The sequence below is a fragment of the Patescibacteria group bacterium genome (genome assembly GCA_028692545.1).
In the GTDB taxonomy this organism is placed as follows: domain Bacteria; phylum Patescibacteriota; class Patescibacteriia; order UBA1558; family S5-K13; genus STD2-204.
Genome location: JAQUXC010000013.1, coordinates 1 through 22,721, shown reverse-complemented (window position 1 = coordinate 22,721; position 22,721 = coordinate 1). Strand labels below are relative to the sequence as shown.

The 22,721-nt window shown below is 29.9% G+C and carries 11 protein-coding genes; 9 read left to right on the top strand and 2 right to left on the bottom strand.

Translation table 11 applies throughout. From position 1 onward, the window contains the following. Positions 1-3 precede the first annotated feature (3 nt). Positions 4-1,713: an efflux RND transporter periplasmic adaptor subunit gene (locus PHZ07_04725; GenBank protein ID MDD3284870.1), complete on the bottom strand. Its 1,710-nt coding sequence runs from the start codon at positions 1,711-1,713 to the stop codon at positions 4-6. A gap of 112 nt (positions 1,714-1,825) precedes the next feature. Continuing rightward, positions 1,826-2,797: a hemolysin family protein gene (locus tag PHZ07_04720; GenBank protein MDD3284869.1), complete on the bottom strand. Its 972-nt coding sequence runs from the start codon at positions 2,795-2,797 to the stop codon at positions 1,826-1,828. 101 nt (positions 2,798-2,898) lie between these two features. Between PHZ07_04720 and PHZ07_04715 the strand changes: the two genes are divergently transcribed. The 9 genes from PHZ07_04715 to PHZ07_04675 all read left to right on the top strand — a co-directional run. Next, positions 2,899-5,550, top strand: a complete 2,652-nt coding sequence (locus PHZ07_04715) for an HAD-IC family P-type ATPase (GenBank protein MDD3284868.1) — start codon at positions 2,899-2,901, stop codon at positions 5,548-5,550. A 78-nt stretch (positions 5,551-5,628) separates the two neighbouring features. After that, the gene (locus PHZ07_04710) at positions 5,629-6,264 is read left to right on the top strand and encodes an HAD-IA family hydrolase (protein ID MDD3284867.1); all 636 of its coding nucleotides are present in this window, start codon (positions 5,629-5,631) and stop codon (positions 6,262-6,264) included. A 300-nt stretch (positions 6,265-6,564) separates the two neighbouring features. Next, positions 6,565-9,402 (top strand): GLUG motif-containing protein, encoded by a 2,838-nt coding sequence (locus tag PHZ07_04705; GenBank protein MDD3284866.1) that lies wholly within the window; start codon positions 6,565-6,567, stop codon positions 9,400-9,402. 190 nt (positions 9,403-9,592) lie between these two features. Then, positions 9,593-10,222, top strand: coding sequence for a signal peptidase I (gene lepB, locus PHZ07_04700; protein MDD3284865.1), 630 nt, complete (start codon positions 9,593-9,595; stop codon positions 10,220-10,222). Next, positions 10,222-11,541: a histidine--tRNA ligase gene (gene hisS / locus PHZ07_04695; GenBank protein ID MDD3284864.1), complete on the top strand. Its 1,320-nt coding sequence runs from the start codon at positions 10,222-10,224 to the stop codon at positions 11,539-11,541. Before lepB ends, hisS begins: the two co-directional genes overlap by 1 nt. A gap of 30 nt (positions 11,542-11,571) precedes the next feature. Then, the gene (locus tag PHZ07_04690) at positions 11,572-11,811 is read left to right on the top strand and encodes a 30S ribosomal protein S21 (GenBank protein MDD3284863.1); all 240 of its coding nucleotides are present in this window, start codon (positions 11,572-11,574) and stop codon (positions 11,809-11,811) included. Between the two features lies 1 nt (position 11,812). Beyond that, on the top strand, positions 11,813-12,259 hold the full coding sequence (locus PHZ07_04685; protein MDD3284862.1) for a GatB/YqeY domain-containing protein: 447 nt from the start codon (positions 11,813-11,815) through the stop codon (positions 12,257-12,259). A 30-nt stretch (positions 12,260-12,289) separates the two neighbouring features. Beyond that, a complete protein-coding gene (locus PHZ07_04680) occupies positions 12,290-14,149 on the top strand; it encodes an Ig-like domain-containing protein (GenBank protein ID MDD3284861.1) in 1,860 nt (619 codons plus the stop codon). A 9-nt stretch (positions 14,150-14,158) separates the two neighbouring features. Continuing rightward, a partial coding sequence (locus tag PHZ07_04675; GenBank protein MDD3284860.1) for an Ig-like domain-containing protein occupies positions 14,159-22,721 on the top strand: 8,563 nt, incomplete at its 3' end.

Here is a 22,721-nt window from a genome sequence, read left to right as displayed (position 1 = left end):
AATTTAATATTCTTCTAATTCAACTTCTGTTCCTTCGCTTAGTAGTTTTCCATTTTCTATTACAACTTGATCTCCTTCTGATAATCCAGAACTTATTACAATTTTGTCACTTGTAATTTGTAGGTATTTTACCTCTTTGATTTTTATTTTGTTGTCTTCTATTATTTTTACTGTTGCCTTGTCTTGTTCTAGATCTACAGACTTTAGAGGTATTATATATACATTATTATCTTCTGATAATTTACTAAGTGGAATTTTGATATTTGCAAAACTCTCTGGTACAAGTTCCATATTTGAATTGTCATAACCTACTTCAATATTTATTTTTTTGCTAATTGAGTCTGCTACTGGATCTATCTTTGATAATATTCCTTTTATATTGTCGTTTATTGTAACTTCATCTCCTATTTTTAAATAATTCATATCATCATAGGGAATAGAGCTTTCTATTTTTACATAATTTATAACAGATATTTCAAACAATACTTGCCCTGGGGATACTTCATCTCCAACTTCTATCATTTTTTTGGATACTACACCAGAAAATGGAGCAGTAATATCTTGTCTTGATTTGTTTATTGAACTTAGATCAAAATTTATTTTTGCTCCCTGTAAACTGTTTGCAGCTCCACCTATAGTGAGTATTTTGTTTTGTTCTGCATTTGAAAGAGCCGTCTTTGCGCTCTCTAGTCCTAGCTCAGATATTTTAAGAGCGCTTCGACTTTGATCTAGCTTCATTTTGTTTGTGACTTCCAAATTATTTATTGCCTGATATGATAGTTGTGCTTGTGATAGAGCTCCAGATATTGACGATTGATAAGTTATTACATTTGTCATAAGAGTGGATAGTGACGTTTGAGAAAAATCAGCAGATGTAATAGTTGAGTACAATCCAGAAAGAGTCGTATCTATCAAATCCTTTTCTAATCTTAGGAGAGTGATTGTATTGTTTAATTTGTTTTTTATATTTTTACTATTTATATTTGTAGAGTTTGAAATTTCATATTCACTTTTTGTTTGTCTATATAATCTTTGAGCTTTTTCTTTTATTGTTATGTCTTTTACAGAAAAAACATTTGAAAGTCCACCATATACAATATCATCATCTACTCCAAGTATTCCATCTACAAAATCCAATGTGTTTCGAGTTGTATTCAAAAATGATTCATTTGATATTACTGCATTTATCAAAGCATCATCCATTGCTATTTCCGTATTTTTTTTAGTATCTTCATTATTTAAGTTTGCTGTTTCAAATGATTCTTGTGCTTTGTCCAAATTTATTTGTGCTTGTCTAAAATTTTCTTCTGCGCTGCTTAGAGTACTACTATAACTTGATTGAGCTATCGAATATAAATTTGTCGCAGCTGCATAATTTGTTTCTATATTTTCATCATATATATAGGCAAGTGATTGACCTGATAACACTTCGTTTCCTTGTTCAATATATGCATCTACTATAGTACCGTTTATAAGAGATTTTACTGTCACAGATTTCATTGGTTTTACTATTCCAGTTGTTTCAAATATTATAGATTCGTTTGATTTTGATATGTTCATTATTTTTACTTTTGGCTTTTGTGTATTTTGATCTTGGTTTTCATTTTTATTTTTATTACTACACCCACTTAAATATGATATTGCCAAAATTAAAAAATATATAATATATTTTCTTTTTGATTTTTTTGGAACTTTTAGTTTATTTTTATTCATATTTAAACTATTCATTTATAGAAGTATATTATTTTATTTATTTTTGTCAATTTTTAAAGTAAAAAGCAATATTTAATAAATATTGCTTTTTGGTGTATGTTTTTTGTAAAATTTAATCTTCTACATCATTCTCATCTTGTATTTCACCAACTATTTCCTCTAAAACATCTTCAAGCGTCACCATTCCAAGTAATTGTTCTTTTTTTCTATAAATTAGAGCTATATGAATTCTGTTTCTTATCATTTTTTTAAATATTTTATCTAGTTTTGTATTTTCGTCAAATTTTATTATAGGATCCACATATTTTGATAATGGGTTTTCTCTGTCATCACTATTTAATACTTTCATTATATCTATAACATGCACATAACCTATGATATTATCTTCTTGGTTGTGATATACTGGGTATCTGCTATATCCTTCTTGAGCCATAAAATATGACACTTGATCCACTTCTGCCTCATCATTTAATATAGACATTTTATAGCGAGGAGTCATTATTTCTTTTGCTGACTTGTCTTCAAAATTTAAAACATTCATTATCATTTCATGTTCCTTGAATTGTAGTACACCATTTTCTACAGCCAACCTACTAAATGCTTTTAATTCTTGTTCTGACACAAGATTTCTTGTCTTATTTTTTGTGAGTATTATTAGTAATTTTTCAAGTAGTATTATAATTGGGTATCCTATTATTTCCAAAAAATATATAATAGGTGAAAATATCAGTGCAAATTTTTCTGCATTTGTTTGAAATAGAGCCTTTGGATACATTTCACCAAATATCAAAATAAGTAATGTCATTGTACCAGTTGCTATAGTAAGAGCCCCCGTATGAAATCTTTCTTGAACCCATAGACTCGCTAAGCCAGCCGCACTAATATTTACTAGATTATTCCCGAGTAGTATTGTAACAAGTAATCTTTTTTTATTTCTGAGTAATTTTTCTACTAATTTAGAGTTTTTCTTCCTAGCTAAAACAAGTGATTTTACTGTAGCTGGAGTCATGGAAAAAAGAGCTATTTCTGTTCCAGAAAAAAAAGCAGAGAGTATTAGTAGTATGATTATTTTTACAAAAAACATTTTTATTTATATTTATAATAATTTAATAATATATAAATTTATCATAAAAGTAAATTTTTTGTTATAATTTATGATATAAATAAAAATTTGGAAAATAAACAATGAAAAATAAAAATTACCACAGTACAGCATTTAAAAGTGTTTTGATAGATTTGAATTCTAATATAAACGGCTTAAGCGAGGATGAGGTGAAAAAAAGAATTTTGAAATTTGGCTATAATAAGCTACCAGAGCAAAATTCAGTTTCTAGATATAAAATTTTTTTGAATCAATTTAGAAATCCTCTTATATATATTATGCTTTTTGCGGCATTCATATCTTTTATTTTTAAAGAGTTTATTGATATGTATGTGATACTTTTTGCAGTTTTTCTAAATTCTTTTATAGGCTATTTTCAGGAAAATAAGGCAAATACTGATCTTTCTAAATTAAGACATTATATAAAAAAAGAGGTTTTTGTAAAAAGAAATTCAAAACAATATACCGTCAACACAAATGGGCTTGTGCCAGGAGATATAATATTTCTACAATCTGGTACAAAAGTTCCAGCGGATTGTAGAATAATAGAATCAAATAGTCTCTTGGTGGACGAAGCTGTCTTAACAGGAGAATCTATTCCTGTAGAAAAAAGTTCTCATTTAGTTCCTGTAGGTTCTTCTTTGGGGGATAGAAAATCCATGATATATATGGGGACTACTATTGTAAAGGGAAATGTTAGTGCTGTTATTGTGGCCACTGGTCTTGAAACTGAAATAGGTAAAATAGCAGGTTTTATAAGTCAGACAGTAGATGAGGATACTCCACTTCAAACAAGGTTAAAGAAATTAAGCAGAACAATAGGAATATTAGTCTCAATAATATGTGTTTTACTTTTTATAGCTGGGATTTTATTGAACAGAGATGTATTGGAAATGTTACTTATTAGTATTGCAGTAGCAGTATCTTCTATACCAGAAGGACTTCCTGTGGCTATTACCGTTGTGCTTACTATAGGAATGCAAAATATTTTAAAAGATAAGTCCCTTGTAAGAAGACTTGTTGCCGCAGAGACTCTTGGTTCTACGACAGTTATATGTATGGATAAAACCGGAACCCTCACTTTGGGTAAAATGAAAGTTTCTTCTGTTATATTAAATAATAAAGAATTTAATGTTTTTGATTATTTTCAAAAAACACAAAATCTTCCAGAAGATATTTTTGAAATTTTTAAAATAGGAGTGCTTTGTAATGACGCTTTTTTAGAGGATGATAATGCATCAAAAGATCCTTTAAAAGAACTAAAAATAATGGGTTCACCCACAGACAAGGCAATACTTTTATCTGCCATGGAAATGGGTATATCACTCAAAGATCAATTAAAGAAATATCCAAAAATATCAGAAGTTCCATTTGATAGTTTGAAAAAGTATATGCTTACTCTTCATAGAATTTCAGATAATTTAGAAGAAGGTGTTATTTTTTGTAAGGGAGCACCTGAGATAGTTTTGTCAAAATGCAAATTTGATAAACAAGATAAGAATTTAGATGAGCTTATAAAAATAAGTGATAAATTTACAATAAAGGGTTTGAGACTTATAGCATTTGCAAAAAGAAATTTGAAAATTCAAGATATAGATAGTGATTTTGATAGAAATTTTGAAGATATGACATTTTTAGGATTTATAGCTTTAAAAGATCCTTTAAGAATTGATGCAAAATCTACAATAGATCTATGTTTAAAAGCAGGTATAAGACCAATAATAATAACAGGAGATCATAAATTGACAGCAAAAGCTATAGCAATAGAGATTGGTATGGATGTGAATTCTAATAATATTTTAACAGGGGATGAGTTGGATGAAATAAGTGATTTGGATTTAAGAGATAGGGTAAAAAAAGTTTCAGTTTATGTCAGGGTAAGTCCACATCACAAGTTGCGTATAGTAAAAGCACTACAAGAAAATGGCGAAGTAGTTGCTATGACAGGTGATGGTATAAATGATGCACCAGCAATACAAATAGCAGACATTGGTATAGCACTTGGATCTGGTACTGATATAGCAAAAGAAACCGCGGAGATAATTATTTTAGATGACAATTTTTCTACAATAGTAAATGCAATAAAACAGGGTAGAATAATTTTTGAAAATATAAAAAAAATTATTACCTATGTTATGTCTGATGTATTTTCAGAAATACTTCTTATGATTGGTTCTATTATTTTTGGTTTACCAATTCCACTTGTGCCAGCACAGATTCTTTGGATAAATATAGTGAATGAAGGATTTCCAAATTTTGCTTTAGCATTTGAAAAGAGTGATAAGGGGATTATGAAAAATAAACCAATTCCTAAAGATGAACCGCTTATCGATAAAGAAATGAAATTTTTAATTTTTGTGATAGGAGTTTTTACTGATATAGGTCTTTTTACTTTGTTTTTTATATTGTTGAATAATGGCTATGATTTATCTCTTATTAGAACATATATATTTACAGCGCTTGGTATTAATTCTCTTATATATGTATATTCATGTAAGAATCTAAAGAAGTCATTAAAAGATATAAAAATATTTGATAATAAAGTTCTTGTAATAAGTACATTGGTTAGTTTTATGTTGTTGCTCTTAGGAATTTATTTGCCGTTTTTTCAGAAAATTTTAAGAACTGTAGCTCTAGATGTAAATGGTTGGATTATAATGGGAGGTATAGCCGTTTTTGAAATAGTGGCAATTGAATTTGGTAAGTGGATTTTTATACATAAGAGAAATAGTTAATATTATTTATAAAAAGAATTGATTTTAGGATCAATTTTTTTTGTTTACTTTTTATTTTTAAAGTGGGACAATTAAAATATGATAAAAGCTGTGATATTTGATTATGACGGTGTAATTGTAAATTCATTTATAAATATTTTTGAGATATACAAAATTATTTCTAAAAAATTTGATTTAAAAATACCAGAATCTATAGATAGTTTTAGAAAGATGTACGGATATGATTATCATCAGTGTCATAGAAATATAGGATTGGACTATAAACACGAGAAAGAAGCTCAAGAAATATTTAATAGGGAAAAATTGAAATCAGATTCAAAAATGTTTGAAAATATAGATATTGTTTTAAAAATATTGAGTGAAAAATATGATCTTTTTGTTGTGTCTAATTCTGTTTCAGAAGATGTGAATAGTAAATTACAGAAATATAATTTAACAAAATATTTTAAAGGTATTTTTGGAAGAAGTGAGGTGAATCATAGAAAAAGTGAAATAATAAATCGTATTTTGGAAGAATATAATTTAGATAAAGATGAGATAATATCTATAGGGGATAGAACTATTGATTATGATATAGCAAGAGAAATAGGTATAAGAGATGAAAATATTTTGATAGTTGAATATGGCTGGGGTTATGACAAAGATAAAATAAAGATTCATTATAAAATAGAAAAGCCAATTGATATTATAGATGCTATAAAATTAATAAAATAATCCAACCCATTTATAATTTAAAATTGTAGTGATATTGGGTAATAGTGTTTTAGTGCTATACCAATATATTAATTTATACTTTAGCTCAAGATTGATTCGTCTTTCATGGGGATAATACTAGTATTATACAGTTTAGTCTGATTTGTATAATTTGTATGTAATTAGCACATTAGTATTCCATCTTTTTAATCTTCTAAAATAAAATCAAATCTACTTCTACCCCCCCCCTCATATTTTGTGATACAATTAATATTATTAAAATGATTAATATTATTTTAATAAAATATTAATAACAACATTATGAAAAAAATAAATAAATATAATAAAACAAGTATGAAAAAACTAGTATTCTTCTCCTTAGTATTCTTATTCCTCATAATAGGTGTAAAAACATCTTTTGCTACAGCAGACTGGATAAATGTTGGCTCTGCAGGATTTTCAGCGGGACGAGCAGATTATACATCCATAGCTATTGACACAACAGGAACACCGTATGTTGTGTATATGGATTTTGGAAATAGTAATAAAGCCACTGTAATGAAATACAATGGATCAGAATGGGTAAATGTTGGCTCTGCAGGATTTTCAGCGGGACAAGCAGATTTCACCTCCATTGCCATTGACGCAACAGGAACTCCATATGTTGTGTATAATGATTCTGGAAATAGTAATAAAGCCACTGTAATGAAATACAATGGATCAGAATGGGTAAATGTTGGCTCTGCAGGATTTTCAGCGGGACAAGCAGATTTCACCTCCATTGCCATTGACACAACAGGAACACCATATGTTGCGTATCGAGATGGTGAAAACAGTTGGAAAGCAACAGTAATGAAATATAGTGGTTCGGCTTGGGTAAATGTTGGCTCTGCAGGATTTTCAGCAGGACAAGTATATTTTACTTCTATTGCCATTGACACAACAGGAACACCGTATGTTGTGTATCAAAATTTTGGATATAATGGGAAAGCAACAGTAATGAAATTTGATGGCTCAGACTGGATAAATGTTGGTAGTGCTGATTTTTCAACAGAGGATGCAAGGGGTATTTCCATCGCTATTGATGCTACAGGAACTCCATATGTTGTATATCAAGATTATGGAAATGGTAGCAAAGCAACAGTAATGAAATACTCTGAGCTTTATGTATCTTCAAATATATCAGATACTAAAATTACACTATCTTGGGATGCAATAAGTACTCCAAATGACTATACATTTTTGGGATACGATATATATAGAAATGATGTAAAAGTGGTAAGTTTAACATCAGATACAGAATATATTGATAATACCATTGAAGAAGAAGTTGATTATAATTATTATATAAAAGCAGTATTTGAAAAAGATGCACAACAATTAGAAATGAGTTCAAATAATATTATATTCAAATTATATCTAGTTGATTCAACTGATGATTTAAATAATGTAAGAAATGATTTAAATATTAATTCTTATTATTTGCAAACATCAGATATTGATTTAGATGTATCTCCATACAACGAAGGAGTTGGTTGGAATCCTATTGGAAATAATAGTACAAAATTTAGAGGAACATTTGATGGAAATAACCATACAATTTCTAATCTTTTTATTAATAATGCTGATAGTTATGGCGTTGGTTTATTTGGTTTTACATCTTCTGCTTCAATTTTAAAAAATATTTCTTTAGAAAATATTAATATAAATGTGATTGGTGGTAGTTGGGCTATTGGGGGATTAGTAGGATATAATTATGGAAGAATTATCAATTCACATACATCTGGTAATATTTCTACTGCGGAAAGCTCTAGCGTTATTGGTGGATTAGTAGGAGAAAGTGACGATACTATTATTTCTAATTCTTATTCTAATATAAATGTGATTGGTGGTAGTTGGGCTATTGGGGGGCTTATTGGAGATCTTTGGGGTGGTATTATTGTTAATTCATATGCTACAGGAAATGTAAGTGGAACAGATGAGGCTGTTGGTGGCTTAGTGGGGTATAATGATAGTGCACTTATAATAAATTCATATGCCACAGGAGATATAAATGGAGATAAATATATTGGTGGTTTAGTGGGTGATAATTGGGGAGAAATACAATATAGTTATTCTATGGGATATATAACAGGTAATACTGATATCGGTGGATTAGTAGGAGGAAATCATGATGGTGGCACAATCACATCCTCCTACTACAACTCACAAACATCAGGTCAATCAGATGATACGGGAAAAGGTACTCCTAGAACAACGGCTGAGATGACATATCCATATGATCAAACTAGTACCACTACTTATGTAGGATGGGACTTTGTTAATACATGGCATAGTGATATAAATGGAAATGTTAATAATGGTTATCCAGTTAATTATACTTATATAGATTCTGTAGGACCAGTAATAACAATTCTAGGATCAAATCCATTATCATTATATAAAGGAGATAGTTATTATGATGAAGGAGCTACAGCTACAGATGCAGTAGATGGGAATATAACAAGTAGTATAGTAATAACTAATAATATAGATATTAATACTGTAGGAGCATATAATGTTACTTATGTTGTAAGTGATACAGCAGGAAATACAAGTACTTCTACAAGAGTAGTAAATGTAATAGATAGACCATCATCAGGATCAACAGGTGGAGGATGGAGTAATACTAATACAAACAATAACAACAATCAGAATAATAATGATAATGAAAATAATAACAATGAAGAACAAAATAATAATGAAGAAGATAATACAAACAATAATGAAGTAAATAAGATATGGAAAACCGGTAAGTGGGTAAAGACAAGTGATAGTAGTACAGTCTATTTTGTAGATACTGACAATATTAGACATTCATATGTAAATGAAAAGATATGGTATTCATATTTTAATGATGATTTTTCATTTGTAATTACAATAACTAAAGAAGAACTAGCTACTTATACACTAGGAAAGAATGTTCCATACAATGCTGGTATATTATTTAAGATACCAACAGTAGCTAAAGTATATCTAGTAGGAAGTAACGGAACTATACGATGGATAAAGACAGAAGAAAAAGCAATAGAGTTATATGGAAAAGATTGGAATAAACTAGTTCATGATCTACCAGATGAATTGTTTGGAGATTATACGGAAGGGGAAGTGATTGAGTAATTGGTTAATGGGTTAATTTGTATTAGATAATATATATAAAATAATGTCAAGTATATAATTAAGTTTTTTATATATTTGATTTTTTGTTTTTTGTGTGTTATATTATTTCTAATATAAACAATTTTTTTGTATTAATTTTAATGTATTTTATAAGCATATAACAAAAATTATAAAAAATAAAAATGAAAATATGGATCAATTAAATGATGAATTAAATACAGATACAAAATCAAGACATTTTTGGAAATCGTCGCTAAGTTTTGTACTTGAAATAACAAAAACTGTTATTATATCACTAGCCATTATATTACCGATTAGGTATTTTCTTATACAGCCGTTTGTGGTAGATGGTGCATCTATGCAACCAAATTTTCACGATAAAGAATATTTGATAATAGATGAAATTAGTTATCGTTTTGGGGCACCGGAAAGAGGGGATGTAGTAGTTTTTAAAAACCCGGAAAATCACAAAGAATTTTATATAAAAAGAACTATTGGTCTTCCTGGGGAAAGTGTAAAAATAGAAGATGGAGAAATTTATATAAAAGCAATAAATTCAGATGAATTTATAAAAATAAATGAATTAGATTATTTACCAGAAGACTATAAAACATTTAGCTATTTAAAAGAGGTAGATTTGAAAGATAATGAATATTTTGTATTAGGAGATAATAGAAATAATAGTAAAGATTCTAGAATAATAGGTCCAGTAAATAAATCTCTTATAATAGGTAAGGTTTGGTTTAGAGGGCTTCCGCTAAACAAAATATCTACCTTTGATTCATCTAAATTTAATTATGGACTCGAAATAACAAAATAATGCCCAAATCAAAAAAATCAAAAAAACAAAAAAGCCTCGATCTTGTAAAAGGATTTAAGGATATATTACCAGAAGATCAATTTTATTGGGATTTTGTTAGAGAAAAATTTATAGCAATATCTCATGCTTATGGATTTGAAAGAATAGATTTGCCAATGTTAGAAGATAGTAAATTATTTGTAAGAGGAGTTGGTGTTGGAACAGATATTGTTTCAAAAGAAATGTTTACATTTGAAACCCTTGGAAAAGAAAAAGTGAGTATGAGACCAGAGGGAACTGCTGGAGTGGTACGTGCTTATATAGAACATGGAATGCTTAATAAGAGAAAACCAGTCAAACTTTTTTATATGGGAGAAATGTTTCGTTATGATAAGCCTCAGGCTGGAAGATATAGACAATTTCATCAATTTGGATTAGAGATTTTTGGAGAAGATGATCCTATTATAGATGCTCAACTTATTTATATGTGTTATCAAATGTATCAAGATTTGAAAATAGATGTAGATATCCAGATAAATAGTATTGGTTGTAAAAATTGTAGAGCAAAATATGAAAAGGCTTTAAAAATTTATTTGAAAAAAAATAAATCAAAATTATGTAAAGAATGTAATTATAGATATACAAAAAATATTTTAAGAATATTGGATTGTAAAGAAAAAAAGTGTCATGAAATTGTAGAAGAAGCACCACAGATAGTAGATTTCTTGTGTGAAGATTGTAATAAGCATTTTGTAAAAGTTTTGGAATATTTAGATGATATAGAAGTTCCATATACATTAAATACTACAATAGTTAGAGGACTTGATTATTATAATCGTACTACGTTTGAAATATTTCCAAAAGCTAAACATGAAAGTCAGAGTGCGCTAGGTGGCGGAGGAAGATATGATGGACTTGTAAAAGAATTGGGTGGAGTGAGTACTCCAGCAATCGGACTTGCACTTGGTATGGAGAGAACTATAAATATATTAAGAGAAAGAGAAAATGAAGAGTTGGAAAGAGTTAGAACTCATGATATATTTGTAGCACAACTTGGAGATACGGCTAAAAAAAGAGTTCTTACCTTATTTGAAGAACTCCGACAAAATGGTTTTGATGTTTGTGAAAATATATCAAAAACTGCTTTAAAACAACAACTTGAAGATGCAAATAGATTAAAGGCAAAAATGACACTTATTATTGGACAAAAAGAAATATTAGATAATACTGTTTTGATAAGAGATATGGAAAGCGGTAATCAAGAAATAGTACCAGATAGCAAAATAGTTTCTGTTTTAGCAAGAAGATTAAATAGTTTGAATTTAAATAAGAAAAAATAATTTAAAATATTTTATATTTTAGAAAGGAAGGTGAATAAAGTGGTAGAAGTAAAGGCAAAAAATAATGAATCATTTGAAAAGCTTATTAGAAGATTTACCAAAAAAATTATCCAAAGTGGTAAATTATTACAAGCAAGAAAAATAAGATTTCAAAACAAAACAAAGAGTAAGAGAAAATATAAAGAAGGAGCTATACATAGAATAAAAGCTCAAGACAATAGAGAATATTTGAAAAAGATAGGTAAGTTGGAAGATTCTAATTTCAATTAAAATGTCTTTAAAGGAAAAAATATTTAATGATTTGTTAACCGCTATTAAATCTAGAGATTTGGAGTCTGTTAACACTCTTAAGTTATTAAAAAATTCTATTCAGAATAAAGAAAAAGACATTAAGAAAGAATTGGATGATTTGGAGGTTGTTTCTATTTTGTTTTCAGAGACAAAGAAGAGAAAAGATAGTATAGAACAGTTTCAAAAAGGTGGAAGAGATGACTTGGTAAAAAAAGAATCTTTTGAATTAGATATTATAAGTAAATATCTTCCACAAATGAAAACAAAAGATGAGATAAAAAATATAATTTGTGATATAATAGAGAAAGATAAAATAGATAAGACGAAACCAAATTTTGGCCTAATAATGAAGTTAGCTATGGAGAGTTTAAAAGGTCAAGCAGAGGGTAATGTAGTCTCAGAAGTACTCAAAGAAATTCTTGATTAAATTTAAGAATAAATAAAAATATAAATCACAATGTTTTTTAGAGTTTTAGAAAAATTTGAAACTTCTTTAAAAAAGATAACTGCTGTTAGTTTTGTTTTCGTGTCAGCAGTTATTTTTTTGTTGCCAAAAATTACAAATGCTCAAAATGATCCCGTAGCAGTTCCTACAGTTTCTAGACTTGGGACAAATGATATAGAGACTATTGTGGTAAATGTAATAAATATAGCTCTATGGACTCTTGGAATTATAAGTCTTGTAATTATTCTTTATGCTGGATTTTTATGGATGACAAGTGCTGGAAATGAAGAAAAAATAGCTAAAGCAAAAAAAACAATGGTATCAGCAGTTATAGGACTTATCATAATATTTTCTTCATATGCGATTGTAAATTTTTTGTTAAAAGGTTTGTATGATTCTACTCATACAAATAGCAATAATACAAATACAAATAATCAATTCGGTTTTGGATTTGGCTCTGGGGCACTTGGCGGAGGAGTAATAGAATATCACTATCCAGAGCGTGATGCTATAGATGTCCCTAGAAACACTATGATAATGATAACATTTAAAGTTGAAGTAGCAACATCTAGTATAGTATCTGATACTGCTGAATTTGAAGAAAGTTCTGTGGAATATGGAATTTGTCAAAGTTATATAAATGCAAATCCTGGTGTAGAATGTGGGGTTATGAGTGATGATATAGAAATTAGAAATGATATAGATTCAGGCGGAGGTAGTCCGGTAGATTCAAGTAATGTGATGGCAATGTTAAGTGCAGATGGAAAAAATGTAATACTAAAACCAAGAGTATATTTGGGAAGTGGTGTTAGAAATACAAGAACTTCTGTTTTTTTAAAAGACTCAATGTCTACACAGACAGAAGGTGCTTTATTTGGATCCCTGGATACAGGTTATTTTTGGCAATTTGAAGTAAGTACTTTTTTGGATCTTACTCCACCGCAAGTAACATTAACAATACCAAGAGAAGATCAAATAGTTGCAAGAAATATTATTACACAAATAAATTTTTCAGAACCTATAAATATTTTAAGTATAAACAATAATATAAATCTTTTTACAAGAGCACTACTAGATAGCGGAAACTTTAGTCAACATGATCCTAGTGATTTTGAATTAAGAATAAGTAATAGATATAGAACAGTTGAAGTTTTTTCAAAACTTAGTTGTGGTGGTGGTTATTTGGAAAATTCTTGTGGGGAAGAAGTATTTTGTCTTCCAGAAAATTCTTCCATAAAAATAGTTTTGGACTCTGGAGATTTGTTTGATCCATCAAGTGGTATAAATGATGCAGCTGGAAATTTTTTGGATGGTAATGAAATAAATGGCGCAGAAGGAACTCCTACAGATGATTATACTTTTATATTTTCTACAAATGATACAATTAAATTAGATGCTCCTGTAGTAGAAAAAGTAAGTCCAGATAATAATACAACTTCTGTAAATAGAAATTCTAATATTTCTGCTAGTTTTAATTCTACGATATCTCCAAGTTCTTTGAATTCAAATAATTTTTATGTTTATAAATTTGATGAGGTTTTGGGTTGTAATGATACAGGAGATAATAGCGAAGCTCCATTTTTGGGAGATAAGGAAAATATTCCATTTAGCGTAGAATCAGAATCAAATGAAACAATTTATTGTTTTCCAAACTATATAGTTTATTTAAATACAGATAATTCAATTGATCCAAATTTAGAAAATAATAAATGTAACGTTTCTATAAGATCTCCATTTTTATATACAAATAGTGTTTATAGACCAAGAGTTACTGCAAAATTAAAAGATAACTATGGAAATTGTTTTAATTTTTCATTTGGTCCAGCGCCAACAATTGCAGAGCCAAATAGAAAAGATAGAGGACAACAATAATTTTAAAAAATGTTAAAGAATTTAAAAAAACTTAAGAAAAATATTTTTTTAGGAACTTTGTTTTTATTAGTACCTATGTTTGTTTATGCTCAAACCGTGCTTGTTCCAAGAGTTGATAGATTAGGAGATGCGAGTATAGAGGTTATAGTGGGTACTATTATTCAAATATTTTTAGGTCTTCTTGGTCTTATAGCTTTGATACTTATTTTATATGGTGGATTTGTATGGATGACTAGTGCTGGAAATGAAGAAAAAATATCACAAGCAAAAAAAATAATAATATCAGCTACGATAGGACTTATTATAATATTTGCTTCATATGCAATAGTAAGTTTTGTTTTAAAGACAATTCAAGATGGGACTCATTACAATCCCAATACGCCTGGAGAAAATTGTGAAGCTAATTCTTGTGGAGGGTGTTATAGATGTAACCCAGATGGTAATGGAAGTGTTTATGATAGTAGTTGTTCTACCTGTATCACATCTCCAAATCCAGACACAAATTCATTTAGAGCTATATCAAAAAGTCCATCTTCCAATAATGTGACTAGTTTGTGTATGATTCAAGTAATTTTTAATAATAATATAGAAATTAGTTCAGCTACTTTTTCCAATAATCCATCATCAGTATCTAGTTTTAATGTTTATAAGTGTTTAGATAATGATTGTTCCAATGTAAATAATATAGTAGCGAGTGACATTGTTGGTAGCTTTGTAACACCAGATGAAGATGATAATGTTTTACAGTTTGTAGTAGATGATTATTCTCCAAATACAAGATATATGGTTGTTTTGCCTGGTGAGGATACTATTTCAACAGGTGATCCAATAATAAAATCTACAGATGGAGATAATTTAGGCAAGGAATTTAAGTGGGAGTTTCAAACATCAGAAAATATAGAAGTAGATACAACTCCACCTACGGTTGTTGTTTCAGAAGAAGATTCTCTTCCATTTCCATTTGATGATTCAGAAGATATTTGTTTGACTTCATATGTAGTTTCTAAATTTTCAGAAGATATGGATCTTAGATCTTTGAGAAAATCTAATTCTATTTCTATATACAATAGTACTGATTATGACAATGCTGATGTGATGACGAGTTTTAGAAAGAGTACTCCAAATAGTACAACTTTAATATCTACACCAAATAATGATTATCTTCCAAATTCTGATTATTATCCAGTATTAAAAGGTGATGTCATAAAAGATGTTTGTGGAAATTATTTGGATGGAGATTTTAGTACTATTCATGAAGAAGGTAGAATAGATGATTATCCTAGTAATGGTCCTGGTGAGGATTGGAATTTTTCTACTGGAGTTACATCTGAATGTAATCCAATAGTAGATAATGCTTCTGTATCTGGGAAATATGATGGAGACTATATAAGTATAACTGGAAATTATCTTTATCCAGAATGGTTGGTTTTCAATGATAATATTTATTTAGTAGAAGGTGTTGATGGACTATGTATAAGTCAAAATGCAGATAATTTGCCATCTCATCCTTGTATAGAATCTTTTAGTAATGAACATATAAATGTATTTGTTCCTGCGGGTGGTGAAACTGGTGGAGATGACAAAACTGCAAAGAGTGGTTTACTTACAGTAAAAACATTAAATGGTACAGCGAGATTAGATTTTGAATTATTATCTCCTAGAATAAGTAGAGTGTCTCCTGATCAAGGAGCTAAGGGACAATTTGTGACAGTAGCTGGAGAAAATTTTGGAAATTGGGAAGATGTAGATATGGTAAATAGTAAAGTATATTTTAGATATAGTACTGATAGTTACATAGAAGCACAATTGCCATGTGGAAATAATGCTTGGAAAGATAAAAGCATAGTAATAGCAGTGCCAGAAACTTTACCAATTGATATATCTAGTTTTAATATACAAGTTAAGAAGGTTATGGAAAATGGAGATAGTTATTGGAGTAATTTGTCGGATAGTTTTGTTTTGACAAATGATATACCTGGTCCAGGATTGTGTGAAATTGATAAAGAAAATGCTCGTTATGAAGAAGAAATAAATTTATCTGGTGTAAACTTTGGTACAGAGATTAACAATAGAAAGGTTCTTTTTGGTGATGATAATAATTATATAGAAGCTAGTGGTTTGATTTGGGCAGGAACTGGAGATAATGGTGAAAATTTGAATGTAGAATCTACAGTACCAAATTTATCAAGAGGAGAGGTGGGAGTTAGAGTTGTAGTAGAAAAAGGTGGAGTAGAAAGATTTAGTAATTATTTGGGTTTGAATATATTAGTAGATGCACCAGATAATTTTAATATAAGTTATATTAGCCCCACAAATCCTAAAGTTGGAAGTTATGTTACTATATTTGGATCTGGATTTGGAAGTTCGCAAGGTTCAAAGACTGTAAAATTTTTAGCATCAGGTGATTGGAATGATGGAAATTTTGAATTTCCAGATGCTTGTTCTACAGATTATTGGAGTGATAATAAAATAATCGTAAAGGTTCCTGAAGAAGGTTTTGCTGATTTGACTGAAATCTTTCCATCTAAATTAAGAGTAGAAGATGGAGAAGATATTAGAACAAATGAAGTAGATGTAAATATTGAACCAGGAAGTCCAGCGCCTTCTATATGTAGTATAAATCCTTCATCCGGAGGAGTTAGTGATCTTTTGGAAATTTCTGGAGAGTATTTTGAAAATCCAAGCGCTGACAAAATGACGTTTAACTATTTGAGTGATGGAGATGAAGTCGATGTAACAAATCTAAATATATCTTCAGATGAATATCTAGCAGTAAATGTTCCTGTGGGTGCTGGTACAGGACTTGTTGCCCTTCATAATGATAATGGTTATGGAAACTCTTGGAATTTTGAATATATTCCAGGTTCTATTACAGAAGAAGTTCCTTGGGATTTTTATGGATGGCATTTTGAAACATGTGTAAATTGTGAAAACCCTAAAGTAAGATTACAAACATGTGGTTTAAATGGTTCATCACCAAGCCCCTATCCTGGAAGCCAAGATGTTCCAGTGAATTCTTTGATTAATACAGTATTTGAATATGAGAGTGGTTTATCTGCTTATATGGATGTTAGTACATTCAATTCTCAAAATATAAAATTATATAATTGTCCAAATACATCAGAAAATCAATGTTCACAAGATTCAAATTATACTCAAATAACTTTGGACAATTCTCAAATAATATATGATTCTAATGCAACTTATTTTACTATTAATCCAAATACATTAGGAATAAATGAATATTATAAAGTGGTATTGGAAGATACTATTCTTGATGAAGAAGGAAATTCTTTGATTCCTTATAGCTGGAAGTTTAAAACAGATTTAAGTGGTGGAGAATGTAGTCCTAGCTCTTTGTTTGTTTATCCGCCAAATGATGACATATCTTATCCAGCAAATCCAGCTGATAGACAATTATCTTATCATGCTAACCTTATTGATAGTAATTGTTATATTTGTCCAGATAATGGTTATTTATATACTTGGAGTGGAAATAATGATGATGTAGCTGTTGTAGAAGATTCAGGAGTATTTGAGACAACTGTAAATGTAAATGATGCATGGATGGGTGGACTTGTAACTATAAATGCAGAAAATATAGATTTATCATTGAGTAATAATACATCGCTAAATATAAGAGCAGATTGTTCTTCTTTTAATGGAAATCAAAATGGATGCTTTAATCAAACTTTACATCCCGGATTTTCGTGTTGTTGGAGTGCAAATAATAGTTTATGTGTAGGTGATGATAGTCCAGTATGTGATGATCCTATCATAAGAGAAGAGGAGTGTTTGGCAACAGATACAAATCTTACAACAAGCTCCCCATCTCCATATTATGATTTTCAAGAAGTATATTTAGATTCTAGTATATATATAAAATTTAGTAGAGCTGATGGATCAAATATTAATATGAACACAGATAGTTTTGTTGATGGTTTATCAATAGAAAAATGTACTGGAAGTTATTCTTCACTAGTTTGTAATCCAGATAGTAGTTTAAATATATCAATTGCATCTTCTGGAAATTCTTTTGTTGAATATACTCATGCTTATTTTGATGTATATACTTGGTATAAGGTAATTTTATCTAATTCTATAGAAGATATAAATGGAAATCCTTTGTCATGTAATAATGGAACATGTTCATGGTTTTTTAAAACAAATAGTGGTGCTTGTAGATTAGCTAGTGTAAGTGTTTCTCCTTTGACTCATTCTATGAATATAGATGATTCAAGGCAATACAATGCCGTCGCTGTAGCAGAAAATTGTAATGTATGTAATAGCGCTGATTATACTTATGCCTGGTCTAGCGAAGCTATAAATCCACCAAGTACACAAATTGTAAATTTATCAGCTGATGCAAATAATACAAGTATTGCAAATGTTCTTGCCGAAGATTCTGGAGATGTAGAGATAATATCCACAAATCAAGAATATTCTATTTCAGGTTCTGGAAATTTACATATTTATGGTAGTGGTACATCTGTTAATTGTTTTGATTATTCAGTAGATACTTGTAATGATACAGGTTCTTGTTGTTGGTCAGGTGGTTTATGTGGATTTGATTCGGCTCCATGCGAATCAAATTGTGCAAGTCATAATGGGTATCAGACTGATTGTGAAGCAGATTCATGTTGTTGGAATTCTACGGATAACACTTGTACTTTCAGTGGTTATCCAAGTTGTTCCTCTAATAATTGTGCAAATGTAACGCAATGTATAAATAGTGATAGCTGTTGTCCTAGTGGATGCACTATTGCTGACGATATAGATTGTGCTCCTATTAATTGTACCAATGTTTCATCTTGTGGAGGAGTGGATGTTTTTGACGGTTGTTGTCCAGATACATGCAATACATCAAATGATGGTGATTGTCTTCCTGTATATGGATTAGATTTTCATGTATTATCTAATTACCCAGAGTCTAATAGTGCATGTCCAAACACTCTTATAAAATCAGAATTTACTTTGTCTATAAATAGCAATACAATAGGTGACAATGTTAAATTAGAAAAAATATCATCACAAAGTGATGTACCTATAGATTATGACGTTTATACAAAAATGGATGGTCATGGAATTTTGAATATATCTCCTAGAGAAATTTTAGAAACATCTACTACGTACAGAGTTACTATTACTGGAGACACTGCTTCTGGATTAAGATCTACTTATGGGCATTATTTAGATTGTTCAAATAACAAATGTAGTTTTGATTTTACTACGAAGGCAAGTGTATGTGAACTTGGTTATGTTTTGATAGTTGATCCAGAAAATCATTATTATGAATTTAATACCCCAAATCAATCAAAAGAATTTTTTGTTGAAGGAAGGACAAATGAAAATGAACCTATAGTTTCTATTCCTGGATATAGTTGGAGTTGGAATTGGTCCGTATTTGATACTTCTCTTGCAAATGTTTCTGGGTCTAATAATTTAGTAAATGCAAATTTGGTCTCAGCAAATAATAATGGAGAAACAAAAACTGTTGTATCTGCCAGACCATCAAATCCAATAGATGGATATAGTGGACCAGTACTTCAAGATGAAGCAGTTTTGAATTTATTTATGTGTGAGAATATTTGGCCAAATTATGACGACGAAGAATTTAATGAATATTTTGAAGATGATGATTATAATTTTAGATTAAAATATTGTTTGGATGGGGGACTACCTTATTTAAATGATACTCCAATATTTAGAACCTTTAATACTCCAGATGGACTTTTGCTGGAATATATTTTTACATTTAAACCAGAAGATCAAACTGCAAATGGATTAACTATAAATACAAAAAATAATATAAATTATACAGATGCTACAGACAATTTACTATCATTTAAACTTATAAAAAAATTATTCAAAGGCGTAATTGATAGTTTTATTAGTAAAAATGTTTTAGCTGAAAATGATTATACAAATGATGTTATAGGTATTAGAATTTATAAAAATAATGAACATTTAGATCCTTTAAGTTGGTATAATTCTTCTGACGTTGTAGTACATGGTAATCCTACAAATACAATTGTTGATGGCTATAGTGCTATTATAGACGGAAGAACTACTTATATAAATGCTGCAAACAAAAAATCAGAAGAACAAGTTGGTGCGGGGTCAAAATTTACAAACATATATTTAATTTCTAGAAATCAAGGTGCAAGCGAAAGTACAGAAAATATATTTAATCAACTGTTGGATAATTGGAATTTCAATTACAATATAAGTTTTTCAGACAAAAGTGATTTAATAGAAGATACAAAACGTTGGGAAAATATAAGAGCAATTGATAAGGCACTTGTTAATTATGCGGCTTCAAATAAATATTGTGCATATGAAGGAGCTTCTAGCGGCAATATAAATGGCCTTTATTATCAACCTTTTGGAGGTTCATATTATAGCGTATCTAATAATATAAGATGTAATTCTGATAGTGAGTGTATAAATCATGAGATGGAATTTCATAAATGTTTAGAAACTTATCCAGAATTAGGAGAGGGAACATATGAAATAGGAGCTAGTACTTCGCTTTGGCCATCATGGAATACTGCTTTAGGTGCTCAGTTGGGAATGTCTCTTCCTATTGACCCTGTAAACAATTTTGGAAATTGCTCTGCCTGTGTGGGCTGTGATCCAAATACTTGTTGGGATTCTATAAATCATATATTTCATTGTCCTATTGATTCTAAAGTATATATATATAAATCAGGTAATAGTGGTAATGAAGATGCAAGGGCCTTGAATTATAAATTATATTCAAAATTTAATAATTCTGATGTAGGTTCTTGGATAGGTAATAATGGTTCTATTGGTTTTTCTAATTCTATTTATATTAATAATATTTCAGAATGTAGTAATTCTTCTAGTGCTGTTTGCGGTGATTCTATTTTACAAGGTGGTGAAGAATGTGAACCAGGAATGAATAGATTATTTTGTAATCAAGCTTATAATGCCATAACAGTAGGATGTAATGCATCGTGTAATTGGGCTACTCATCCAAGTGAATGTTATTTCTGTGGAGATGCAAGAGTTACAAATACTACTTTAACTTATGGAGCAGATTCTTTTACTATAAATGAGCTTTGTGATACAAATGGAAATTTGGGTGTACCAAATCATGGAATTTGTAATGATGATTGTTTGGAATGGCATTGTGCTGCTGGTTATCAAAAAGTTGGAAATCAATGTGTACAATGTTCAATTGATAGTGATTGTGGACCGTGTAATACCTGTAATGCAGGAGTATGTCAACCACTTACAGGAGATGGTTGGATAAATAATTTTGTAGGTTGTAATGGTCCTTGTAATTATTGTTCTTCAGGAACTTGTTTAAATTATAGTTCTGGCAAACATGGATGTTCTTCTTGTAAAAGTTGTTCTGTGTCTGCTGGAATAGCATCTTGCTCAAATATTGTATCAGGACAAGATCCAAACGGTGATTGTTCTGGAGGATGTAATAGATGTGATGGATTTGGGTATTGTGTAGATAATAATTATTTATGTCCATCTGGTACATGTTCTAGTGGAACTTGCGTTGCTTGTAATAATGATAATGACTGTAATAGCAGTCTTTGTGAAGTGTGTGATTTGAATTCTCATACATGTAAATCTGGATGCGATGCACCAAATTGTGAAACATGTATAGGTGGAAGTTGTGGGTATAGTTGTAATGCAGGGGATACTTGTGACAATGGTAATTGTTTAGAGTGTACAGATGATAATAATTGTGGTCCATGTGAAGCATGTGTAGGCGGTAGTTGTCAAAGTACATGTAGTGGATATACACCACAATGTAATACTGCAAGTAACTCATGTGTGGAGTGTATAAATGATACAAATTGTCCTACTGGAGAAGTTTGTCAGAGTAATAGTTGTGTTCCTGGTCCAGAATGTACTGTCGACAATGATTGTGGTCAATGTGAAATGTGTGTTAGTGGATCATGTGGGTTTATATGCCAGGGCTCTTTTCCATATTGTGTTAATGATTCATGTGTAGCTTGTACCAATAATAGTCAATGTACAGTTGGTTGCAATAAGACATGTTCTGGTAATACTTGTGTCTCTAGTTGTTCTGGATCTACACAATATTGTTTAGGTACGTCTTGTGTGGCATGTATAACAGATTCCAATTGCCCTACTGGAAAAATTTGTCAGAGTAATGTTTGTGTTAATGCGCCAGAATGTACTACAGATGCTCAGTGTGGTTCTTGTAATCGTTGTGATTCTGGTAGTTGTGTATCAAATTGTACATCTGGTGCGCCATATTGTTTTAATAATTCATGTGTAGCTTGTACTAATAGTGGTCAATGTACAGGTGCTTGTAATATATGTTCTGGTAATAGTTGTGTCCTTAGTTGTTCTGGATCTACGCCATATTGTTCTGCAGGTTCATGTGTATCTTGTCTAAGTTCAAGTGATTGTAATGCTAGTCTTTGCCAAACATGTAATGCGTCTGGTAATTGTGTGTCATCTTGTAGTGGTACAACTCCATATTGTTCTGCAGGTTCATGTGTATCTTGTCTAAGTTCAAGTGATTGTAATGCTAGTCTTTGCCAAACATGTAATGCGT